14 protein-coding genes are annotated in these 19,338 nt (G+C 49.3%); 12 read left to right on the forward strand and 2 right to left on the reverse strand.

Going from position 1 to position 19,338, the window contains the following annotated elements; all coding sequences use genetic code 11:
• The first annotated feature begins 27 nt into the window (after positions 1-27).
• The 4 genes from A3849_RS27525 (at position 28) to A3849_RS27540 (ending at position 5,038) form a co-directional block, all read left to right on the forward strand.
• On the forward strand, positions 28-714 hold the full coding sequence (locus A3849_RS27525) for a response regulator transcription factor (protein WP_074114269.1): 687 nt from the start codon (positions 28-30) through the stop codon (positions 712-714).
• A complete protein-coding gene (locus A3849_RS27530; RefSeq protein ID WP_074114270.1) occupies positions 701-1,690 on the forward strand; it encodes a sensor histidine kinase in 990 nt (329 codons plus the stop codon). Before A3849_RS27525 ends, A3849_RS27530 begins: the two co-directional genes overlap by 14 nt.
• Positions 1,691-1,772: 82 nt before the next feature.
• A complete protein-coding gene (locus A3849_RS27535; RefSeq protein WP_074114271.1) occupies positions 1,773-2,456 on the forward strand; it encodes an ABC transporter ATP-binding protein in 684 nt (227 codons plus the stop codon).
• Complete coding sequence (locus tag A3849_RS27540) at positions 2,453-5,038, forward strand: ABC transporter permease (RefSeq protein WP_074114272.1); 2,586 nt, start codon at positions 2,453-2,455, stop codon at positions 5,036-5,038. The genes A3849_RS27535 and A3849_RS27540 overlap by 4 nt, the downstream gene beginning before the upstream one ends.
• A gap of 38 nt (positions 5,039-5,076) precedes the next feature.
• Here A3849_RS27540 and A3849_RS27545 read toward each other — a convergent pair whose 3' ends face one another.
• Positions 5,077-5,916: an AraC family transcriptional regulator gene (locus A3849_RS27545; protein WP_074114273.1), complete on the reverse strand. Its 840-nt coding sequence runs from the start codon at positions 5,914-5,916 to the stop codon at positions 5,077-5,079.
• A 145-nt stretch (positions 5,917-6,061) separates the two neighbouring features.
• Here A3849_RS27545 and A3849_RS27550 point away from each other — a divergent pair, with 145 nt between their 5' ends.
• The 6 genes from A3849_RS27550 to A3849_RS27575 all read left to right on the forward strand — a co-directional run bounded on the left by A3849_RS27550 (position 6,062) and on the right by A3849_RS27575 (position 14,386).
• Positions 6,062-8,038 carry a hypothetical protein gene (locus A3849_RS27550; protein WP_074114274.1) on the forward strand — a complete coding sequence of 659 codons (1,977 nt, stop codon included), beginning with the start codon at positions 6,062-6,064 and terminating at the stop codon, positions 8,036-8,038.
• A gap of 198 nt (positions 8,039-8,236) precedes the next feature.
• On the forward strand, positions 8,237-9,211 hold the full coding sequence (locus tag A3849_RS27555) for an ABC transporter permease (protein ID WP_074114275.1): 975 nt from the start codon (positions 8,237-8,239) through the stop codon (positions 9,209-9,211).
• A gap of 17 nt (positions 9,212-9,228) precedes the next feature.
• On the forward strand, positions 9,229-10,110 hold the full coding sequence (locus A3849_RS27560; protein WP_074114276.1) for a carbohydrate ABC transporter permease: 882 nt from the start codon (positions 9,229-9,231) through the stop codon (positions 10,108-10,110).
• Positions 10,111-10,173: 63 nt separating this feature from the next.
• Positions 10,174-11,766, forward strand: a complete 1,593-nt coding sequence (locus A3849_RS27565; protein WP_074114277.1) for an extracellular solute-binding protein — start codon at positions 10,174-10,176, stop codon at positions 11,764-11,766.
• Between the two features lie 104 nt (positions 11,767-11,870).
• Positions 11,871-13,616: a sensor histidine kinase gene (locus A3849_RS27570; RefSeq protein ID WP_143191913.1), complete on the forward strand. Its 1,746-nt coding sequence runs from the start codon at positions 11,871-11,873 to the stop codon at positions 13,614-13,616.
• Positions 13,613-14,386, forward strand: a complete 774-nt coding sequence (locus tag A3849_RS27575) for a response regulator transcription factor (protein WP_074114278.1) — start codon at positions 13,613-13,615, stop codon at positions 14,384-14,386. The genes A3849_RS27570 and A3849_RS27575 overlap by 4 nt, the downstream gene beginning before the upstream one ends.
• A 250-nt stretch (positions 14,387-14,636) precedes the next feature.
• On the opposite strand, the gene A3849_RS27580 is transcribed toward A3849_RS27575, so the two are convergent.
• Positions 14,637-15,782: a family 8 glycosyl hydrolase gene (locus A3849_RS27580; protein ID WP_074114279.1), complete on the reverse strand. Its 1,146-nt coding sequence runs from the start codon at positions 15,780-15,782 to the stop codon at positions 14,637-14,639.
• A gap of 244 nt (positions 15,783-16,026) precedes the next feature.
• Here A3849_RS27580 and A3849_RS27585 point away from each other — a divergent pair, with 244 nt between their 5' ends.
• Both A3849_RS27585 and A3849_RS27590 read left to right on the forward strand, forming a co-directional pair.
• Positions 16,027-17,862, forward strand: a complete 1,836-nt coding sequence (locus A3849_RS27585; RefSeq protein WP_074114280.1) for a family 43 glycosylhydrolase — start codon at positions 16,027-16,029, stop codon at positions 17,860-17,862.
• Positions 17,863-17,886: 24 nt separating this feature from the next.
• The gene (locus tag A3849_RS27590; RefSeq protein WP_074114281.1) at positions 17,887-19,314 is read left to right on the forward strand and encodes a family 43 glycosylhydrolase; all 1,428 of its coding nucleotides are present in this window, start codon (positions 17,887-17,889) and stop codon (positions 19,312-19,314) included.
• Positions 19,315-19,338: the final 24 nt, after the last annotated feature.

Consider the following 19,338-nt stretch of genomic DNA (forward strand, 5'->3'; position numbering starts at 1 on the left):
TCTAACACACAAACGGAGGTCTCACTAATGCCACGGATATTTTTGGTTGAGGACGATAAGGCAATCGCCAAAAACCTTGTACTTCTGCTTCGCTCGGAGGGATTTACAGTTACTCACGCCCCTACGCGGAGTGAAGCCCTTGCCGCGCTTTCCGGGAATAAATTTGATTTGGCGCTGATCGATATTTCATTGCCTGACGGAAATGGCTTTACGGTCTGCACGGATATCAAAGAAACAGGGGATATTCCCGTTATCTTTCTGACGGCTTCCGGTGATGAAGCGAGTGTGGTTACCGGTCTGAACATGGGAGCGGACGATTATATCACCAAGCCCTTTCGTCCGCGTGAATTGATTGCGCGAATTGGAACCGCCTTGCGAAAAAGCGGGCGTTCCGGGCCGGACTTTGAAATTCGCGGGCTTCACGTCGACATGGCAAGCGGAATTGTGAAAAAAAACGGCGGCGAGGTTTTTCTGTCAGCATTAGAATACCGCCTGTTGCTGGTGTTTATTAACAGCCCAAAAAGTATTATCACGCGGGGCAGGCTGCTTGACGAGTTATGGGACGCGGCGGGTGAGTTTGTCAACGACAATACACTGACCGTGTATATCAAACGCTTGCGGGAGAAGATAGAGGACGACCCGGCCAGCCCGCAGATCATTCTGACCGTTCGCGGGACAGGGTATAGATTGGGTGGCGAATATGCTTCGAAATAAAGAGTTTGGGCAGTTTGTCATTTGGTTCTGCTTGCTGGCTGCCGCCACTGTAATAGTGGGATTTACAATCAATGCTGCGGCGGGAATCCTGTCCATAGCTTCTGCCGCCGCCTTTGGCACAGCGTTTTTCGTGTTTACCCAAGCCCGATACATAAGCATTGCAAGAATTTCAAATCAAATCGACCGTGTCCTTCATAATGCTGACCACCTGTATATTGGTGAATCGGATGAGGGCGAACTGTCGATTCTGCACAGCGAGATAACAAAAATGACGTTGCGAATCCGGGAGCAGAACGACGCGCTGACAAAAGAAAAAGAACATCTTGCCGATTCGCTGGCCGACATCGCCCACCAACTCCGAACGCCGCTCACATCCGTGAACCTCATTCTGTCATTGTTAGCAAATACCCCTGATGATAACGAGCGGAAAGCATTTGTACGGGAAACAGAGGAATTACTTGTGCGGATGGATTGGCTGATTACTTCCCTATTGAAATTATCCCGCCTGGACGCGGGCATTGTGGTGTTCCAAAGCGAGCCGATAGATATAAATCACTTGATCTGCACCGCGCTTCGCCCGCTCCTAATCCCAATGGAACTGCACGGTATGGATGTACAAATAAATGCACCGCAAGGGATGATTATTCAGGGTGATTCAGGTTGGATTTCGGAAGCGATTCAGAATATCCTCAAAAATTGTATGGAAAGCGCAGGCGAGAACGGGAAGATTGAGATTGTCTGCACGGACACCCCATTGTTTTCCGAGATTGCCATCCACGACAGCGGTGCGGGCTTTGAAAAAGAAGATTTACCTTGCCTGTTTGACAGGTTCTATCGTGGAAAAAGCCCAAACGCTACAGGATACGGGATTGGACTTTCTCTCTGCAAGATGATCATAACACGGCAGGGGGGGACGATTACCGCAAAAAACCACCCGCAGGGCGGCGCGATATTTGCCATTCGTTTCCCTAAGTGACGAATCTCTCACCTGAAAGTCACAGAGATGTAAGTTGAAGGTTCTATTATATGAGTAAAGCACCAGAAGGGAGACTCACATAATGGAGTTTTTAAGAATTGAGAATTTATGCAAAACCTACGGCAAGAGCGAAAATCAGGTTACCGCACTTGACCATGTTTCGCTTACCATCGAAAAAGGGGAGTTTACCGCAATCATCGGCTCCTCCGGCTCCGGCAAATCGACATTGCTTCATATCATCGGAGGCGTGGATGTGCCGACAAGCGGAAAAGTGTATTTGAACGGACAGGATGTATATGCCCAAAACAATGAAAAACTCGCCATTTTCCGCAGACGGCAGGTGGGGCTGATCTACCAGTTTCACAACCTTATACCCACTCTGAATGTGGTGGAAAATATCACCTTGCCGATCCTGATGGACAAGCGGAAGGTTAACGGGGAACGGCTGAATGACTTGCTCGAACTGCTTGGGCTAAAAGACCGGGAAACGCATTTACCCAATCAGCTATCGGGGGGTCAGCAACAGCGCGTTTCCATAGGACGTGCTTTGATGAACGCCCCGGCGGTCATGCTTGCCGATGAACCTACGGGCAGTTTGGACAGCAGGAATGGACATGAAATCGTCAAACTGTTGAAGGAAAGCAATCAAAAATATGGGCAGACCCTGCTCCTCGTCACCCATGACGAAAATATCGCCCTGCAAGCAGACCGCATTATCGGCATTTCAGATGGTAAAGTAGTGCGAGACGAGAGGGTACGACCATGAATATTTTCAACAAAGTGACCCTGCAAAGCATGAAAAAAAGCCGTACCCGGACGATTGTCACGATTATCGGAGTTATTCTGTCCGCCGCCATGATCACGGCCGTCGCCACCTTTGGCGTTTCTCTGCTGAACTATATGGTAAACGGCGCGACCCAGAAATACGGCGATTGGCATGTCGAGTTCTTGAACGTTGATTCCTCTTTCGCACAGGAACGAACGCTCGACAAGGGTGTTGCAAACACTGCAACATTTGATAATATCGGCTATGCAAAACTTGACGGAGGGAAAAATCCCCAAAAGCCCTATCTTTTTATGGCCGGATTTAGCAAGAAAGCCTTTGATACCTTGCCCGTAACCCTGGTTTCAGGCAGATTGCCGAATAACAATAGTGAGATTCTTGTTTCGATGAGCGTTGGAGCTAACGGCGGAGTTAAATTCGCGGAGGGTGACACGCTTTCACTTGCTGTCGGAAGCCGCATGAATGGCAACAAGAATCTCGGTCAACACACCCCTTACATTTCCGGGAAAGAAACACTTGTGCCAAAAGCCAAGAGAACCTACACGGTGGTCGGTACCTACTATATACCCGGTTTTGAGGAACCTTCCGCGCCGGGATATACCTTGATAACGAGAGCAGATGCGGGGGACCATGCGGACAGCGTAAACCTATTTGTCACGCTTAAGAACCCGCGTGGTGTTCATGCTTATGTAAGCAAAACAGCCGGAAGCCAAGCTTATGTCCTAAACGATAATGTGTTACGCTTCATAGGTCTTTCGGACGATACTGTTTTCAACACGCTTATCTACTCGGTGGGCGGTATTTTGGTTGCCCTGATCATGCTAGGATCGATTTTTCTGATTTATAATTCGTTCAACATATCCCTGAACGAACGCACGCATCAGTTCGGGATTCTCTCGTCGGTGGGAGCCACAGCGAGGCAGCTGCGAAATTCAGTGCTGTTTGAGGGACTTTGCATTGGTGCGGTCGGCATACCGGTTGGCGTTATTACCGGCATAGGCAGTATCCGGCTTGTGATTTCCGTCGTCGCCAGGAAATTCGGGAACATTATGTACAGCAACGTACCCTTAACCTTGACAGTGTCCATCCCCGTAATTGTTGTTGCAGTGGCGGTAAGCATGGTTACCATTCTGGTATCGGCCTATCTTCCGGCTCGAAAGGCTGCAAGCACTCCCGTTATGGAGAGTATCCGCCAGACGAACGAGGTCAAAGTAGAATCCAAAGCCGTGAAAACGTCAAAACTGGCACAGCGTATTTACGGTTTGGAGGGAACCCTTGCGTTAAAGAATTTTAAAAGAAACAAGAAACGCTATCGCAGCATTGTGCTATCACTTGTTTTAAGCGTAGTGCTGTTTATATCGACCAGTGCTTTTGTAACGGATTTGAAACAGGCGTCGGGGCGGGCAGTAGTGTTTACTACCTATGACATCGGTGTTGCCACACAGGATATGGCCGATAGCGAAATGTTACCGCTCTACGACAAACTTAAAACCGTAGGCGGTGTTTACGAGAGCTCGTATCAAGCGCTTATGAAGGTTTCATCTGCCGCCAAAGCAAGCGACCTTTCAGATTCTTACTGGGAATCCCAGGGTTCACATTCGCCGGACGAAACGGTTAATCTGCCGATCGATCTCCAGTTTCTTGATGACAGCGCCTATCTGAATATTATCAAAGGCTTGAACTTGCCCGCAGAAGAATATACCGGACACAATGCGAAAATAATCGCCGTTGCCAAAATAACAAGCCACATGAAAGCCAATGGGGAGCATGAGCTTGACGAGTTTACGGATATGTTCAAGAGTTCTTCCATGAATTTTACCATTGCTCCCGAAACCAATGGCAAACCGAAGGTGGAAGAGGGGCGGAACGTAAGCGTTAAGTTTGTTAATACCGTGCCGCCTGATACACTCCCGATCCTGGAAAAGTCCGGGTCGAATCATCCGTTCATTTTTAGGGTGATGGCCCCCTATTCGCTTAAAGAAAAGTTTGAAACCCCCGATACTCATGTGGCGATTAAGGGCATGACCTTTCGCTCAAAAACTTCCATACAGTCGGCAGCAAAAATGGAAGCGATGATTAAGGGTGCGGGCATTAAATCCAGTTATACCCTGTACAATGTTTCTAAAGCGCTTGATGAGAACCGCAATATGATATTCATAACCAACGTGTTTGCTTATACTTTTATCATTATGATCTCGCTGATTTCGGTTGCCAATGTGTTCAACACCATTTCCACCAATATCAAGCTGCGCCGGAGGGAGCTTGCCATGCTCCGCTCTGTGGGGATGTCTGAACGCGATTTCCAAAAGATGATGAATTTCGAGTGCGCCTTTTATGGCATGAGGGCGCTAATCTTCGGGCTTCCCATAGCGGCAATCTCTTCTTGGCTGATTTACAAAGGGATGGGCGGTGGGGCGGACAATATCGATTTTGTGTTCCCTTGGGGCAGTGCTGGAATCAGCGTGTTCGGCGTGTTCTTTGTAGTGTTCATTACAATGCTGTATGCCATTAGCAAGATAAAAAAAGAAAATATTATTGACGCGCTTCGGGATGACATGACTTGATCAGAGCAGGTACTGACTGATAAACAATCAGCCGGGAGTTATGACTTGGCGAACCTGCCGGGTGACATCCCCACGGTCTTGGTAAAACTGCGGATAAAATTCGCATAGTCACTGAAACCGGATTGATAGCAGGCTTCGGTAATGCTGAGCCCCTCGGAGAGACAGGATTTAGCGAGTGCGATACGGCGGTCTAGGATATATGAACGGAGCGTTAACCCTGTATGCTTCTTGAACTGGCGGCTGATATAGGTGCTGTTCAAATGAAAAGTGCCGGCAAGCTGATCAAGTGTGATGTCCTGCGCAAGATGCGCTTCGATATAATCCATCGTCTTGCGGACCAGATCCGGCATAATATCTGTAGGAATAAAGCTGGCATTTTGAAAAACGGTATTGGTCAGAACTAATAGTTGAGCGATGCAGCAATTGGCCTGAATATCCGTTCCATACGCTTCAGAAGCTAGTGCTCTCTCCAGTTCACCTGCATACTGCAGGAATTGCTCTAGCTGAGCGTCCTCCAAATGCACGATATTACCTTTTCCCTTAGGCCGGAAGTCGAAGCATGCGGATAAATGAGTTGCCGGAGTAGAGAGACGATGCAAATAGGATTTCTGAAGGTTAATGGTGATCCGTTCATATTCAGTCTCATCGAGGCTAAAGGAACGGTGCATTTCTTCCGGGTTCATCACAAGCAAATCGCCGGGCTCCAGACGGTAACAGCTGTTCTCAATATAGAAGTTGACGTTGCCGCGGAGAAACAAGTACAGCTCATAGGCTTCATGGCGGTGATAGAAGGTCCCCATATTATAAGTAGTAGTCCTGTGCAGATAGAGGAAATCTTTCTGGATGGGGTCATAACGAAGCTCATAAGGGTCACTCATCTGTAACCTCCTGATCTGTTGGCGCAATAGTTATAGCGGATCCTGCAATGATTATTCTCTGAAACTACTTTAAAATGTCATTATCCTAGCATGTAGGGATGAACATTGCAAGAGTTTGATTGGATATAGCAGGGAGGAGATTATTATGGAGCTAAGGGTAACTGCAAGAAGCAAATATCAAGAAGATATTGAATATACCGGACTGGACAGGCATGGACTAAGTTCATCAGTAGAGATCACAGGCGGTAACGGTAGCGCCAAACAGCCATTTCAGGCAGTGCTGCGGATAAGCAATCTGGGGAGCTCAACATGGGCGGGTGTTATTCATGTAGAGCTGCCATTTCCCAAGGGGAATCCGCGCTTTTTTCTGCCGGCTTTTATGTATGGCCGAAACCGCGGAGAAGCTCCGCAGAACGTTCCGAATGAGTTCCCGAGATTGAGGGAGGACAATCCTTCACGTCCTTCTTCTCCTTGGTGGATGGTACGCAGTGACCGCTTGTCTCATCCCGCAGCCCTTGTATATGACAACGGCACCATTTACGGTCTCTGTGCCAGTCCATATTTCATTAGTAAGGATGGAGTTAAAATCCAGTGGAAACCGGACCTGCCGGGTGAGTTCTACCAATATGGCGGCTATACCTGCTCACTAGCGAAAGGAACGGTCGGGTATACACTTGGTTATGAGAATGCCCCGCTATTATTCATTAAATCGCGTCTGGTCAAGGAACGGGCTCCTCTGGATGAGAATTGCTTTGAATTGGCTCCTGCTGAGTTGGCAGAGTTCACATTGGATCTGTATGCGTACGAAGCTGAGTCTGAGCTGGGTATTAATGCTGTACTGGAAGAGATTTATTACCGTTATCATCAACCTCCAAGACAGGGCAGTGATATCCGTACGACCGCGTCTGACTTGTCGAAGGCTATTTATCAATATGCGTGGCTGCCTGAGGACCGGAGCTACTCCACGTTTGTCTATGAGGATAAGGAGACAGGGAGGTACCGGTACAATAAAATTCTTTCGATCAGCTGGACGGACGGCTTGGCTGTAGCCACTCCGGTTCTGATGGCCGCACTGCGGCTTGAGGATGAACCCATGCGTGGACAGGCCCTTTCCTGTATTGAGAATATCGTAGGGAATTCCTTGAACCTTGCTTCCGGGCTTCCCTATGAGGCATACCAGGACGGGAAATGGAGTATAGCCGGCTGGTGGTTTGACGGGATGCGTACTCCAGGACATTCTGCCTATCTGTGCGCTCAGGCTATGTTTTATATTATGAAGGCGTATGAATTTGAAAAAAGGATCAAGAAGTGCTATCACGAGAATTGGCTGATCTTCGTCAAAAAGGTTCTCCTTGTACTTGAGAAAAGCAAAAATTCGGATGATGAATATCCGACTATTCTGTCTGAGAGAACCGGTGCAGGGCTTGAATATGATTCCTTCAGCGGAACCTGGTGCATGGCCGCTATGGCATACTACAGCTGGCTCACCGGGGACAGAACGCATCTGGAGGGTCTGAAGCGCAGCGAGAAACATTACTATGAAACCTATGTGAAACGAATGGAATGCTACGGTGCTCCGCTTGATGCGGATAAAGCGGTAGACTCCGAAGGGATTCTGGCATACATCAAGGCGGTCAGATACCTGCACGCCCTCACTGGTGATGATCTGTATCTTGATCATATGAGGGATGCTATCCATTACGAGTTCACCTTCAAATTTGCGTACAACTCACCGGTTAAGGTACCTCCGCTAAGCACGATCGGCTGGTCCAGCTGCGGGGGAAGCGTAACTTCTGTCGCCAATCCGCATATTCATCCGATGTCCAGCAATCTTGTGGATGAATTATACTACTTCGTACAGCAGCGTGAAGATTCCTACATCCGGCAGCGGATGCTGGATACAGTGGGGTGGGGATGCCAGACCTACAACCGATTTGATAACGAATTCGGGCATGGTAAAAAAGGCTGGATGTCTGAGCGGTTTTGCCACTCTGAAGGGCTGGTAACAGAGACTTATAGCGACGGTTCCCCTGCAAGCACCTGGTTCTGTCTGATGCCTTGGGCCAGCGGCAGTGTTATAGAAGGATTGGTTGGCGACTACTGGGAAGCGAACGTCAAGTAGCTGCAGCCGCAGCGCACCAGAAACAGATTCATAAAGAAAAAGCAGAGATTTTCCGTTAACCGGAGATTCTCTGCTTTTTGGATTGAACGCGTTGTCCCGTAGCATGCGTATATTCAAAAATGACAACGCTTTCTTAAGAATGTTGGCTTATGCCGTCGTTGTTCGGGAGGTACACTACATATAGAAGGAGGGTCGCATATGCAACTGGAGACGCAGCTTACTAGCCCGCAGACCGACCGCGGCAGATTATGGAAGCGATTCAAAAGACAAAAGATGCTTCATTTATTTGTCGGACTCGGTATGCTGTTCTTGGTGGTTTTTTCGTACACGCCAATGTTCGGGATCTTGATGGCGTTTAAAGACTACAGTATTTCAAGCGGCATTAAGGGGATTTTTACAAGTGATTGGGTGGGACTGAAGTATTTCGATGAATTTATACACGACTATCAGTTCGGCAAGATTGTCCGTAATACACTGGTACTGAGCTTTCTGAAGGTCATCTTCGCTTTTCCGGCGCCGATTCTGCTCGCCATTATGCTTAATGAAGTGAAGAACATGGCCTTTAAGCGGTTCGTTCAGACGGTCAGCTATCTACCGCATTTTATCTCCTGGGTCGTGGTGGTCGGTGTTTCCTATGCCTTTCTGTCCGCAGACGTAGGTATAGTCAACAAAGCTTTGATGAGCCTCGGCTTCATCCACGAGCCGCTCAATATTTTGACAAGCCCGAACTATTTCTGGGGACTTGCAGTTGGAAGCGCTGTCTGGAAGGAAATGGGTTGGTGGACGATCATTTTCCTGGCAGCCATTACCGGAATCAATCCGGCACTGTACGAAGCGGCCGAGATCGACGGGGCAGGAAGACTTGCCCGCATCCGTCATATCACGCTGCCGGGGATGAAGGGAACCATCGTGGTGGTGCTGGTGTTGACGATCGGCAGTATTCTTGGAGGAGGACTGGTGGGCTCCAATTTCGAGCAGGCGTACCTGTTCGGCAACAGCATCAATAATCCAACTTCGGAGATTGTGCAGACCTATGCGTTCAAGGTGGGGCTGAAGGACGGCCGGTTCTCTTACGCAGCGGCTATTGATTTAATCCAGTCGGTTATCTCGGTAATGTTAATATTTACCAGTAATTCTATCGCAAAACGGATGTCAGGCTCAAGTTTATTCTAGGGAAAGGAGGAAGAGTCGTGCTCAAGAGTCAAAGACAAAAGGATCTGCTTTTTGACGGCTTTATTTATACCGTCCTTTTCATTATCATGCTCGTCATGCTGTACCCGTTCTATTATGTTCTGATCGCCTCATTCAACAAAGGCTCGGATTCTCTTCTGGGGGGCGTCTATCTCTGGCCGCGAAGCTTTACTCTGGAGAATTATAGAATGTTTTTGGACGATCCTAAGTGGCTCCGTGCCTTCATGGTCACGGTTGTCCGGACGGTTTCGGGTACAGCATTGGGGCTGCTGCTGACAAGTCTGGTAGCTTACGGACTTTCGCACCGCGATCTGATGTTCAGCAAATTTTATTTTGCAATCATCATTTTTGCGATGTATTTCTCCGGCGGCCTGATCCCTTACTACGTAGTGCTGCGCTCGATCGGTCTGCTTAATTCGTTTGGTGTCTATATTATACCGTCGATGCTGAGCACGTTCTTCCTGCTCATTGCCATCTCGTTCTTCCGGGAAATTCCCGGCGAGCTGAAGGAATCAGCACACATTGACGGCGCGGGCGAATTCGTTATTTTCTTCCGGATTATCCTGCCGGTCTCGATGCCGCTTCTTGCCACAATGGCACTGTTCATGGGTGTTGGCCAATGGAATTCCTGGCTGGACTCTGCCTATTTCGTCCAGTCGGAGAACCTCCGGACGCTTGCCTTCCGCATGATGGAAGTCATTAGCAAGAGCAATGCTCCTATGGATGCGATTGCCGCTGCCAACAGTGCTTCGGCAGGCGTTACCAGCTTCTCATTGCAGGTAACGGCGATGGTAGTCTCGATAGTGCCAATTATCTGTGTGTATCCATTCCTGCAGAAGTATTTCGTGCATGGCATTATGCTTGGTTCTGTAAAGGGCTGAAACAGCAGTTTCAATATTAAAGCGCTTGCTTTAATATATTAATTAACAAATGGGGGAGTTAGCTTGAAAAAAATCAGAAGCTACAAAATGCTTACGGCCTTATTGGCGGCCATCATGATGATTTCGCTCTTATCCGCTTGCGGCAACGGCGGCGGGAACGAAGGCCAGGGCAGCAAAACGAACAATGCAGCTCAGGGGGACAAAGCCGGCACGGGCAATTCGGACAGTGGCGAAGTGAAGGAATTATCGCTGTTCATCGACGCTCCCTGGTATCCGGTGAAAGAATGGAAAGGACCCGTTGCAGATAAAATCACGGAGAAAACAGGTGTGAAGCTGAAGGTTACCGTCGCTACGGATGACAAGCAGCTTCCGCTTATGATCGCTTCCGGCGACCTCCCGGACCTTGTTTTCACCTATTCGAACATAGACCGGCTGTCGGATTCGAAGCTGTCCTATCCATGGAATGAGCTGATCGAGAAATATGCGCCGGATTTCAAGATCGACAAGACGAGAATTGCGATCCATACTATGGACGACGGCAACTTCTACACGATTCGAAATTCCTTCGCCACTCAGGAAGAAATGGCGAAGAACAAATTTTCGATCGGCAGCGACGGCCATCCGGGGATTGCTGTGCGGGAAGATATCCTGAAAGAGCTGGGCAATCCGCCGATCAACTCGCTGGATGATTTTGTGAAAGTGCTGGGTATGGTCAAGAAGAAATACCCGGATATGGTGCCGCTCATCATGGACAAAGACTGGCTGGAGCAATATTTCCTTGAGCAGTTCGGCACAGGCGTTCTCCTGGATGGCTGGTATGAAGAGAATGGAAAAGTCGACTATTCCATTAGACAACCCAAAATGCTGGAGTTCTTCAAGTTTATGAATAGCCTGTACCGCAACGGATACATTCTGGCAGAAAATTTCGCGCTGGCGAACGATCAGATTGATGACCAGTATGCGACCAACGGAAAAGCGTTTGCCCACAGCCATACGGTTGCCACAGCCGATACGGACAACATAAAAATCAAAAGCAGCGGAAGCGGCTCATTCACGTTCAAAATGTTGCCTAGCGCCTTGTCGAAAGATGCAAAGGTTGTAAGTTCGGGGCTTGGGTTTGCGGGAACGTTCATCACCAAGAAAAATAAAGATCCGGAAGCCTCGATCAAATTTCTTCAATATCTGGCAAGCGATGAGGGCAAGAAGTTGACAATGTTCGGCGTTGAAGGGGAGCATTGGACCTGGAACAATGAAGGGCATCCGGATCTGAAATACAACCCTTCTGATGCGGATTTCGTTAACAGCAACGGCATCAAGTGGTGGTACCTGTACAACGACGGGGTTACGGAAGGCATGCTGTCCTATGTTCCCGGCTTACAGAAGACAAAGGCCTTGATGGAAACAAAAGCCATCACTGTTTATAAGCCGCAAATCGGCTTAATCCAGGCACAGCCCGATTCTGAGGAGAAGACGATTAAGACCAAGATTGACGAGATGGTCAAAAACGAGAAGGTGAAAATTTACCTTGCGAACTCTGAAGAGGAAGCAGTGGCGAATTACAACAGTATGGTTAAGAACGCAGAGGATATGGGGCTGCAGAAGCTGGTAGATTGGGCCAACACAGTCTATCAGAAAAAGAAGGATTTGTTCAAGTAAGCAAACCAAGGACAACCGGTAGAGGTGCCATGCCTCTACCGGATTTTGCTTGTTCATGGTACTTTTAGAAGTAATCAATCCGGGATTCAGGAGGATTCGTCACCTTGAGCATCGTTCGTAAGATCACTTTGGGATATGTCATCCTGATTTTTATTCCAGTTGTCATATTCGGTTACTACTATTATTCACAAATCTACGGCAACCTGACCAATCAATTCGTCCAAAGCCGTCAGAAAATACTGGAGCAGGCACATGCCAATATGAAGATGGATCTGACCCGAATCGACTCTATCCAGCGTATGCTGCAATATAACCCGTATGTCACGGATTATCTGGACGGAGTGTATGAATCCGATTCGTACAGCATTTACACCTATAACCGTTATATCAGTCCGGTTATCACTCAATCGCTGTTTATTAATCCGGAAATTGAAAGCTTTCGGATCTATAAAACCAAACAGCGGGTGCTTCCGATTACTGACCGGTTTCTGGATATCTCAGCTTTGGATTCGCGGGGCAAGGAGGTCGCGCGTACGCTGAAGCCCGGTCAAGGAATATGGAAGATGGCCGATCCGGGGGCGGCTGTGCCTTCGCTTATGTTCTATCAGAACATTTACAACTCTAACTTTACCGAGAAAATTGGACTTCTCGAGCTGCGCATCGGCAGCGGTTTAATCCGGAAATTGTACGAGGCGGCTGGGGGGAGAGACAATTGGCAAGCCTTCCTGCTTCCCGAGCAGGGGGTGCCTGCGTCTACGGAAGGCGCCGCCGCAGGCATTGACAAGGCAACCTGGAAGCTGCTTGGTTCAAATGATACCCGGCCCTATTTCATCAACAATAAAACCATTGTGAATCAGTTGTATATTGAGGAACTGGACGTCCGGGTCGTCGTGACCGGTAAGGTTGACGATGTGTTTCGCACAATTAAGCGCAAGGAGATCATCCTGGTCTTTACCATCATTGCGCTTCTGGCGGCTTTGTCATTTGTTTATTATGCGCTCGCATCGACGATTACTAAACGCATTCTGCTCCTTGCAAGGCACATGCGCAATCTGGACGATGATAATATGAAGCAGTTTATCAGCAAGCACGATAAGCCTAACCGCCAGGATGAAATCGGATTTTTGACCTCGACCTACAATTCGATGATCAAGCGCATGGATGAGTTGATCAACAACGTCCACCGGTCCGAGCTTCGGAATAAAGAAGCGGCTTATAAAGTGCTTCAGGCCCAGATCAAGCCGCACTTTCTCTATAACACCCTTGAGACCATCCGGATGCTGGCTGAGTCCAATAATGACAAGGAGGTAGCGGATATTTCATTCTGGTTCGGCAAGCTGATGCGTTATAGTTTGTCCTCGGAAGGGGACCGGACTGTTCTGGCCAGCGAAATCGAAACGGTTATCTTTTATCTGAATATTCACAAGATGCGGCTTCAGGACAGACTGACCTACGAGGTCGATGTCTCCATGGATGCGGAACAGTTTGTCTGTCCAAGATTCTTGCTCCAGCCTCTGGTCGAGAACAGCATCGTTCATGGAGCATCCACCATCCTTCGGCCCGTCCATATTAAGCTCCAAGTCCGGGAAACCGGAGACGAAATCCGCATCTCCATTACAGACAACGGAACAGGCATTTCGGAGGACAAGCTGGCGGCAATACGCTCCCGGTTGGCAAGGGGCGGCGGCAGAGACGTCGCGGAGAACATGGGAGGCGTGGGTCTGTTCAATGTCAGCGAACGGATCAAATCGTTCTATGGTGGTTCCTCCCAACTGGTCATTGACAGCGGACCGGACCGTGGAACATGCCTGACTATCATCATCACAACAGGAGGGACAGGCCGGATATGAGAGTATTGATTGTAGACGATGAGCCGCTGATTCTTAACGGACTGGTCAAGATTATTGGTGAAGCGGCTCCGCTCGGGACAGAGGTATTCAAGGCGAACAACGCTTTTGAGGCACTGGATCTCATGAAAGACTACATGCCGGATGTGACGGTTACGGATCTTCATATGCCGGAGAAAAATGGATTCGAGCTGATCGACGCTGCCAGGGAGAGTGGGCTGTGCGACCGCTTTATTATCCTGACGGGCTATGATGAATTCGAATATGTAAGGAAAGCGCTCCGCACAGGAGTCGTGGATTATCTGCTGAAGCCGATTGACAAGAATGAGATTGCCGCTCTGCTGGCGCATGTTGAACAGGAGCTTCCCTCCGAAGCCGATTCGGAGTGCTCAGGGCATGCCAAACGCATTCTGGCTTATACCAAAACCCATTATATGAACGATCTGTCACTGGACCATCTTGCCGAGTTGATGAAACTTCATCCGAACTACATCAGCAGTCTGTTCAAGAAAGTGACGGGCGACACGTTTGTCAGTTATTTGAACGCATTCCGCATCAAGGAAGCACAGAAGCTGCTCAGGTCGCAGCGCCAGCTATCCGTGAACGCCATCGGAAAGAAGGTCGGTTTCGAAAATAAGCATTATTTTGCCAAGGTGTTCAAAAAGTATACTGGTATTACGCCGGGCTCTTACCGAGATGAGGATCAAGTGGAGGGGAATACCGATGATGACGGCGTTGCCAGCGGGCCGGACTTGCCGGAGATGCGTGAGTGAAGCGTGGTCCCCGTTTTTGTCAATACGGGAGAAGTGAAGTGAAAATGTGAGCGTTGTCAATACATATTGGCTCACCCCATAATGAAAGCGTAACCAAAAATACGTATACATTTGAATTGGGGTCAATCCCTCCTATTTGTCCCGTCTGTTCGCTTGCTGCTTCCGAAGAGAATACAAAAAAGAAATCGCTCCTTTGGGGATGGAAAGCGGTGCTTCCATTATATCCAAAGGGCGATTTCTTTTTAGGTATTTAAGAATAGATCCGGTAGTTTCCGCTTAGGGCTAGCAAGCTGAAGAAGTATAGGCAGTTGTCGTAATATCGGCGGTCACCGGTGCGTAGTGGCGTATTCCAGAACAGCTGGACGTAATGTCCGGCATTCGGTCCATCGGCAGCGATCGAGGCCATGGCCAGCGTTGATAGAAGGCCGACCGGATGCAGGGACAGCTCTTCAAAAGGCTGGCCACCAATGGTGTAGCGCCGGTAATCGGCTACTTCAATATCCTGGAAGAAGGCTTGAATCCGGTTGGACTGCCCCACCTGCCAAGGGTCATTGCGGAACCATTCATAATCAAGCCCGATGTTGGCCGCCACCCGGTAAGAATCACTGAAGAAGTGGCGGAAGTCTCCATGCGGCTGGGGTTCCGCCGGGGTCCCGTCATAGTTGGCATATTCGGGTGAAAGGCCGGTTTCTGGATGGCAAGCCTTTTGCAGATAGGCTCTGCTTCTGGCTGCGGCTTCTGTCCAGAAAGCTCTGTCCTGTTCATCTGCCTCCAGGGCAAATAATTCATAGAATTGCGGCAGATGGTAGGAGGGATCGCTGAAAGGGGTTTCAGGAATAAATTTGATCAGCTTAGTCGCCGGGTCCCACATTGGATCGCCTTCTCCATCTTCCCCCTTATGCACACAGGCGCGGAGAATGATTCTAGCCTGCTCGGAATAGTTGAACGGTTCAGCGCCGTCGCCCCAGCGCTTGGAGGCAAAGAACAGCGCCATGGCGAAAAACTCTTCTCCGTCCGGCGCCGGACCGGGTGACAGCCGAGTTCCGTCCAGTTTACAGTGCCAGGCAAAATAATCCTTGTAACGGCCCTCTGTATGCTGCATATAGACCTTGGCGAACTTCCACAGCCGGTCGAACTCTTCCTTCTTGTTCATCTGAACAGCCATCATCATCCCGTAGGACATGCCCTCTGTCCGCACATCTGTATTGCCGGTGTCCACGATATATCCCTTATCGTCACCCATAGGATGGTAGATTCGGACATCGGGCGCGCCGTAGAACAATTCGTTCCAGGTGTCGTCAAGTCTTTGATGGATGGCCTCTTCCGACAATCCGTTCTCTTTGAACAGGTTTCTGTATTCTCCCGTATAAAAGGAGCCTTCTTTGAAGCTATTCATAATAATCCTCCAATGGATAGGGTTTTGCCCAAAGTATAACATAACCGGAACTATAGAAATTAAAGCGTTTTCCTTAAAATTTATAGACGATTCGGGCCTGGTTCTACGCTCCGCAAATCATTTTAGGAACATCTAAGAATAGATCAATGTTAAGTGGCTATATGTCATGGACTTCGGTCAAGGCGCTTCACTATACTGTAAGGGATAAACCGCGAAGCCAAAAAATTGTAAGGGTGATGCTGTTATGAGCATAGTGCAAAATCATATGAAGCTTACAGTCTATACACGCAAACCTAACCAGGACTACACTGAGTCTCTCAGCAACAGCGTTCATTTTGCCTGCTCGGATGAGAATAACGAATTTCAACCGTTGAACCGGAACTATGGCATACTGTTCGCTATGGCAACCGTCGATGAGAACAGCGTGATTCACGAAAAAGGGCTCAAAAACCCGTATGTGTTCCGTACGGCTGACGGCTCTATCGGCATTGTCGCGGTAAGAGTTGATGCACTCGGAAATGATGACGAAGAAAGCAGAGGGCATATTCTTCTGTGGACATCCCCGGATCTGGTTACCTTTCATCATCATGGTTTGGTGCAGCTGCACAGTGAGCTGTTCGTCAAAGAAGCCATTTGTGAGCTTAGCGGATCGGGTGAAGAATATGAAATTCGCTGGCAGGACGCCGGGGGGAACTTTTATTTGAACAGGTTATCTGACCTGATGAAACCGGACCTTATTTCGCCGCCGGAGCAAGCGGAAGCCTTTTCGGTAGAACGGCCCGACAAGCCGCTGCCCGGAACGAATCCGGGAAATGCAATCTCGGTAGACAGCCGCACCGGCCGCTCGGTGCAGGCTTCCTGGACGCCGGTATACAATACTGAAATTCGCGTGCCGGACACTGTAAGCGTTACATCCGCTGATCAATTGAAAGCGGTTAAAGCCACGGCTGTCTATTCGGACGGCTCCACTGCAGACAAGCAGGTGGCGTGGGACGATGAAGACATTGATTACACAGCAGCCGGAACGTATACCGTACAAGGCAAAGTGGTCACTCATGAGTTTCCGTTCCCCTTGGTAAGCGGCTATGCCGACCCGGTCATTCTGCCATGGCACAACAAGTATTATTTCCTGGCGACCAATGACAATGTAAATGATATCGGCATCTATGTCCGCGAGGCGGATACTATGTCCGGATTATTCGCTCCCGGACATAAAGAAACTGTCATTCTTGCTCTGAACGAGGAGAAGAACTTCATTCAGACCTTTTGGGCTCCCGAATTTCACATTATCGGCGGGGAATTGTACATTCTGTTTGCCGTAGGCGGCACAGTATGGGGTCCGCAGTGCCACATGATGAAGCTGAACAAGGGCGGTGACATCCTGAAGGCAGCGGATTGGAGTACGCCGGTCCGTGTGAAGCGGGCGGACGGCGCTTATTTGGCGGAAGAGGGCATTACGCTGGATATGACTTACTTCAAGGCAGACGGTACTTCATGTCTGGTCTGGTCCTACCGCAAGGGCATCGGAACGCCGCTTGACACTGGCTCCATGCTGTATATCGCAACCGTAAATGAGGATAACCCTGCGGTATTGACCAGCGAGCCGGTGCTCCTCTCGCGTCCGCTGTTCGGCTGGGAGAATATCCAGGGGACTATCAACAATGAGGGTCCGTACCCGCTTATTACGAAGGACATGGTGTATATCGCTTACTCCGGCGGGGCCGCGACGGGTTACACCTATGCCGTAGGGCTTTTAAGCATTCCGCGGGGAAGCGATTATTTGGACATCAATGCCTGGACCAAGGCGAGTACGCCTGCATTGTCCTATTATTCGACCGAAGGCATATATGGGCCGGGCCACAATTCTTTTTTCAGAGATTATGATGGCAATGTACTGATGCTATACCACGGAGAAGAGCAACTGGTGAAGCATGGCACGAGATGCTCCGCTATGCACAGAGTCCATTTTAATCATTCAGGCGTACCGGTATTGGATGTGGCGAAAGAAAAAGATGTGCACCCGGATTATGCCGGTTGCTCCATGCAAGTGATTGTACTTCCAGAGAACAGACAAAATTAATATATGACAAGGATGAAAATTTCGATGGCAAAAAAACAAGGATTCAATCCATATCTCCCGTCTTGGGAATATATCCCCGACGGCGAGCCGTATGTTTTTGAAGGCAGAGTATATGTGTATGGCTCGCATGACCGATTTAACGGACACGCTTTTTGCTTGAATGACTACGCCTGCTGGTCTGCACCGGAGGATAATCTTGCGGACTGGCGGTATGAGGGTGTAATCTACCGGACTACGGATGACCCGCTTAATCCTGAAGGCAGCATGTGCCTGTATGCTCCCGATGTCACCGTGGGGCCGGACGGGCGGTACTATCTCTACTATGTTCTGGACAAAGTTCCCGTTGTTTCGGTGGCTGTCTGCGACAAGCCGGGCGGCAAGTATGAGTTCTACGGTTATGTCAGATACGCCGACGGAACACGCCTTGGAGAGCGGGAAGGCGACGAGCCGCAGTTTGACCCTGCTGTGCTGACCGAAGGGGGGAAAACCTACCTGTACACCGGATTCTGCGGGTATGGAGACCGTTCCAGACATGGCGCAATGGCAACGGTGCTTGGCCCGGATATGCTCACGATTGTTGAAGAGCCTGTATTTGTTGCGCCGAGCCAGCCTTATAGCAAGGGGAGCGGATTCGAAGGTTACGAGTTCTTTGAAGCGCCTTCCATCCGCAAAAGGGGAGATATCTACTACCTCATCTATTCCTCGATCTCCATGCATGAGCTGTGCTATGCAACCAGCAAGCATCCGACCAAGGATTTCAAGTACCAGGGAGTCATTGTAAGCAATTGTGATCTTCATATCGATACGTACAAGCCGGCGAATATGCCGATGTATTACGGCGGCAATAACCACGGCAGCATTGCCCAAATTAAAGGTGAATGGTACATTTTTTATCACCGGCATACTAATGGGACCGCCTTCTGCCGGCAGGGCTGTATTGAGCGGATTGAATTCCGCGGGGACGGCACTATTCCTCAGGTGGAAATTACATCCTGCGGCCCGAACGGAGGGCCGCTTGAAGGCCGGGGAGAATATCCGGCATATCTGGCCTGCCATTTGTTCTGCAAAGAGCAGGAAATGTATACCGGCGGCTTCGGCCCGATGGGTGCGTGGATGGACAGCCGGTTTCCGAAGATTACCCAGGATGGCAGAGATGGCGATGAGGAAATCGGCTATATTGCCAATATGACGGATTCGGCTACAGCCGGATTTAAATATTTCGCGTGCAAGGGAGTCAACCGGATCAAAATCATGGTGCGCGGGTATTGCCAGGGCGAGTTCGAAGTGAAGACGTCATGGGATGGACCGGCACTGGGGCGGATACCGGTAGGTTTTACGAATGTCTGGAAGGAATACGCAACGGAAGTGGCCATTCCCGATGGTGTACAAGCACTGTATTTGACGTATACCGGCAATGGCAGCGCCAGTCTCGCCTCATTTACCTTGGAATAACCGGAAGCGAAATCTGAATATGCC

This window comes from Paenibacillus sp. P46E, from assembly GCF_001909095.1.
Lineage (GTDB): Bacteria > Bacillota > Bacilli > Paenibacillales > Paenibacillaceae > Paenibacillus_AQ > Paenibacillus_AQ helianthi.

What these genes read in the sequence shown, in the direction of transcription:
- A3849_RS27525 (WP_074114269.1), top strand. Translation starts at nt 28, where the DNA reads ATGCCACGGATATTTTTGGTTGAGGACGATAAGGCAATCGCCAAAAAC.
- A3849_RS27530 (WP_074114270.1), top strand. Translation starts at nt 701, where the DNA reads ATGCTTCGAAATAAAGAGTTTGGGCAGTTTGTCATTTGGTTCTGCTTG.
- A3849_RS27535 (WP_074114271.1), top strand. Translation starts at nt 1,773, where the DNA reads ATGGAGTTTTTAAGAATTGAGAATTTATGCAAAACCTACGGCAAGAGC.
- A3849_RS27540 (WP_074114272.1), top strand. Translation starts at nt 2,453, where the DNA reads ATGAATATTTTCAACAAAGTGACCCTGCAAAGCATGAAAAAAAGCCGT.
- A3849_RS27545 (WP_074114273.1), bottom strand. Translation starts at nt 5,916, where the DNA reads ATGAGTGACCCTTATGAGCTTCGTTATGACCCCATCCAGAAAGATTTC.
- A3849_RS27550 (WP_074114274.1), top strand. Translation starts at nt 6,062, where the DNA reads ATGGAGCTAAGGGTAACTGCAAGAAGCAAATATCAAGAAGATATTGAA.
- A3849_RS27555 (WP_074114275.1), top strand. Translation starts at nt 8,237, where the DNA reads ATGCAACTGGAGACGCAGCTTACTAGCCCGCAGACCGACCGCGGCAGA.
- A3849_RS27575 (WP_074114278.1), top strand. Translation starts at nt 13,613, where the DNA reads ATGAGAGTATTGATTGTAGACGATGAGCCGCTGATTCTTAACGGACTG.
- A3849_RS27580 (WP_074114279.1), bottom strand. Translation starts at nt 15,782, where the DNA reads ATGAATAGCTTCAAAGAAGGCTCCTTTTATACGGGAGAATACAGAAAC.
- A3849_RS27585 (WP_074114280.1), top strand. Translation starts at nt 16,027, where the DNA reads ATGAGCATAGTGCAAAATCATATGAAGCTTACAGTCTATACACGCAAA.
- A3849_RS27590 (WP_074114281.1), top strand. Translation starts at nt 17,887, where the DNA reads ATGGCAAAAAAACAAGGATTCAATCCATATCTCCCGTCTTGGGAATAT.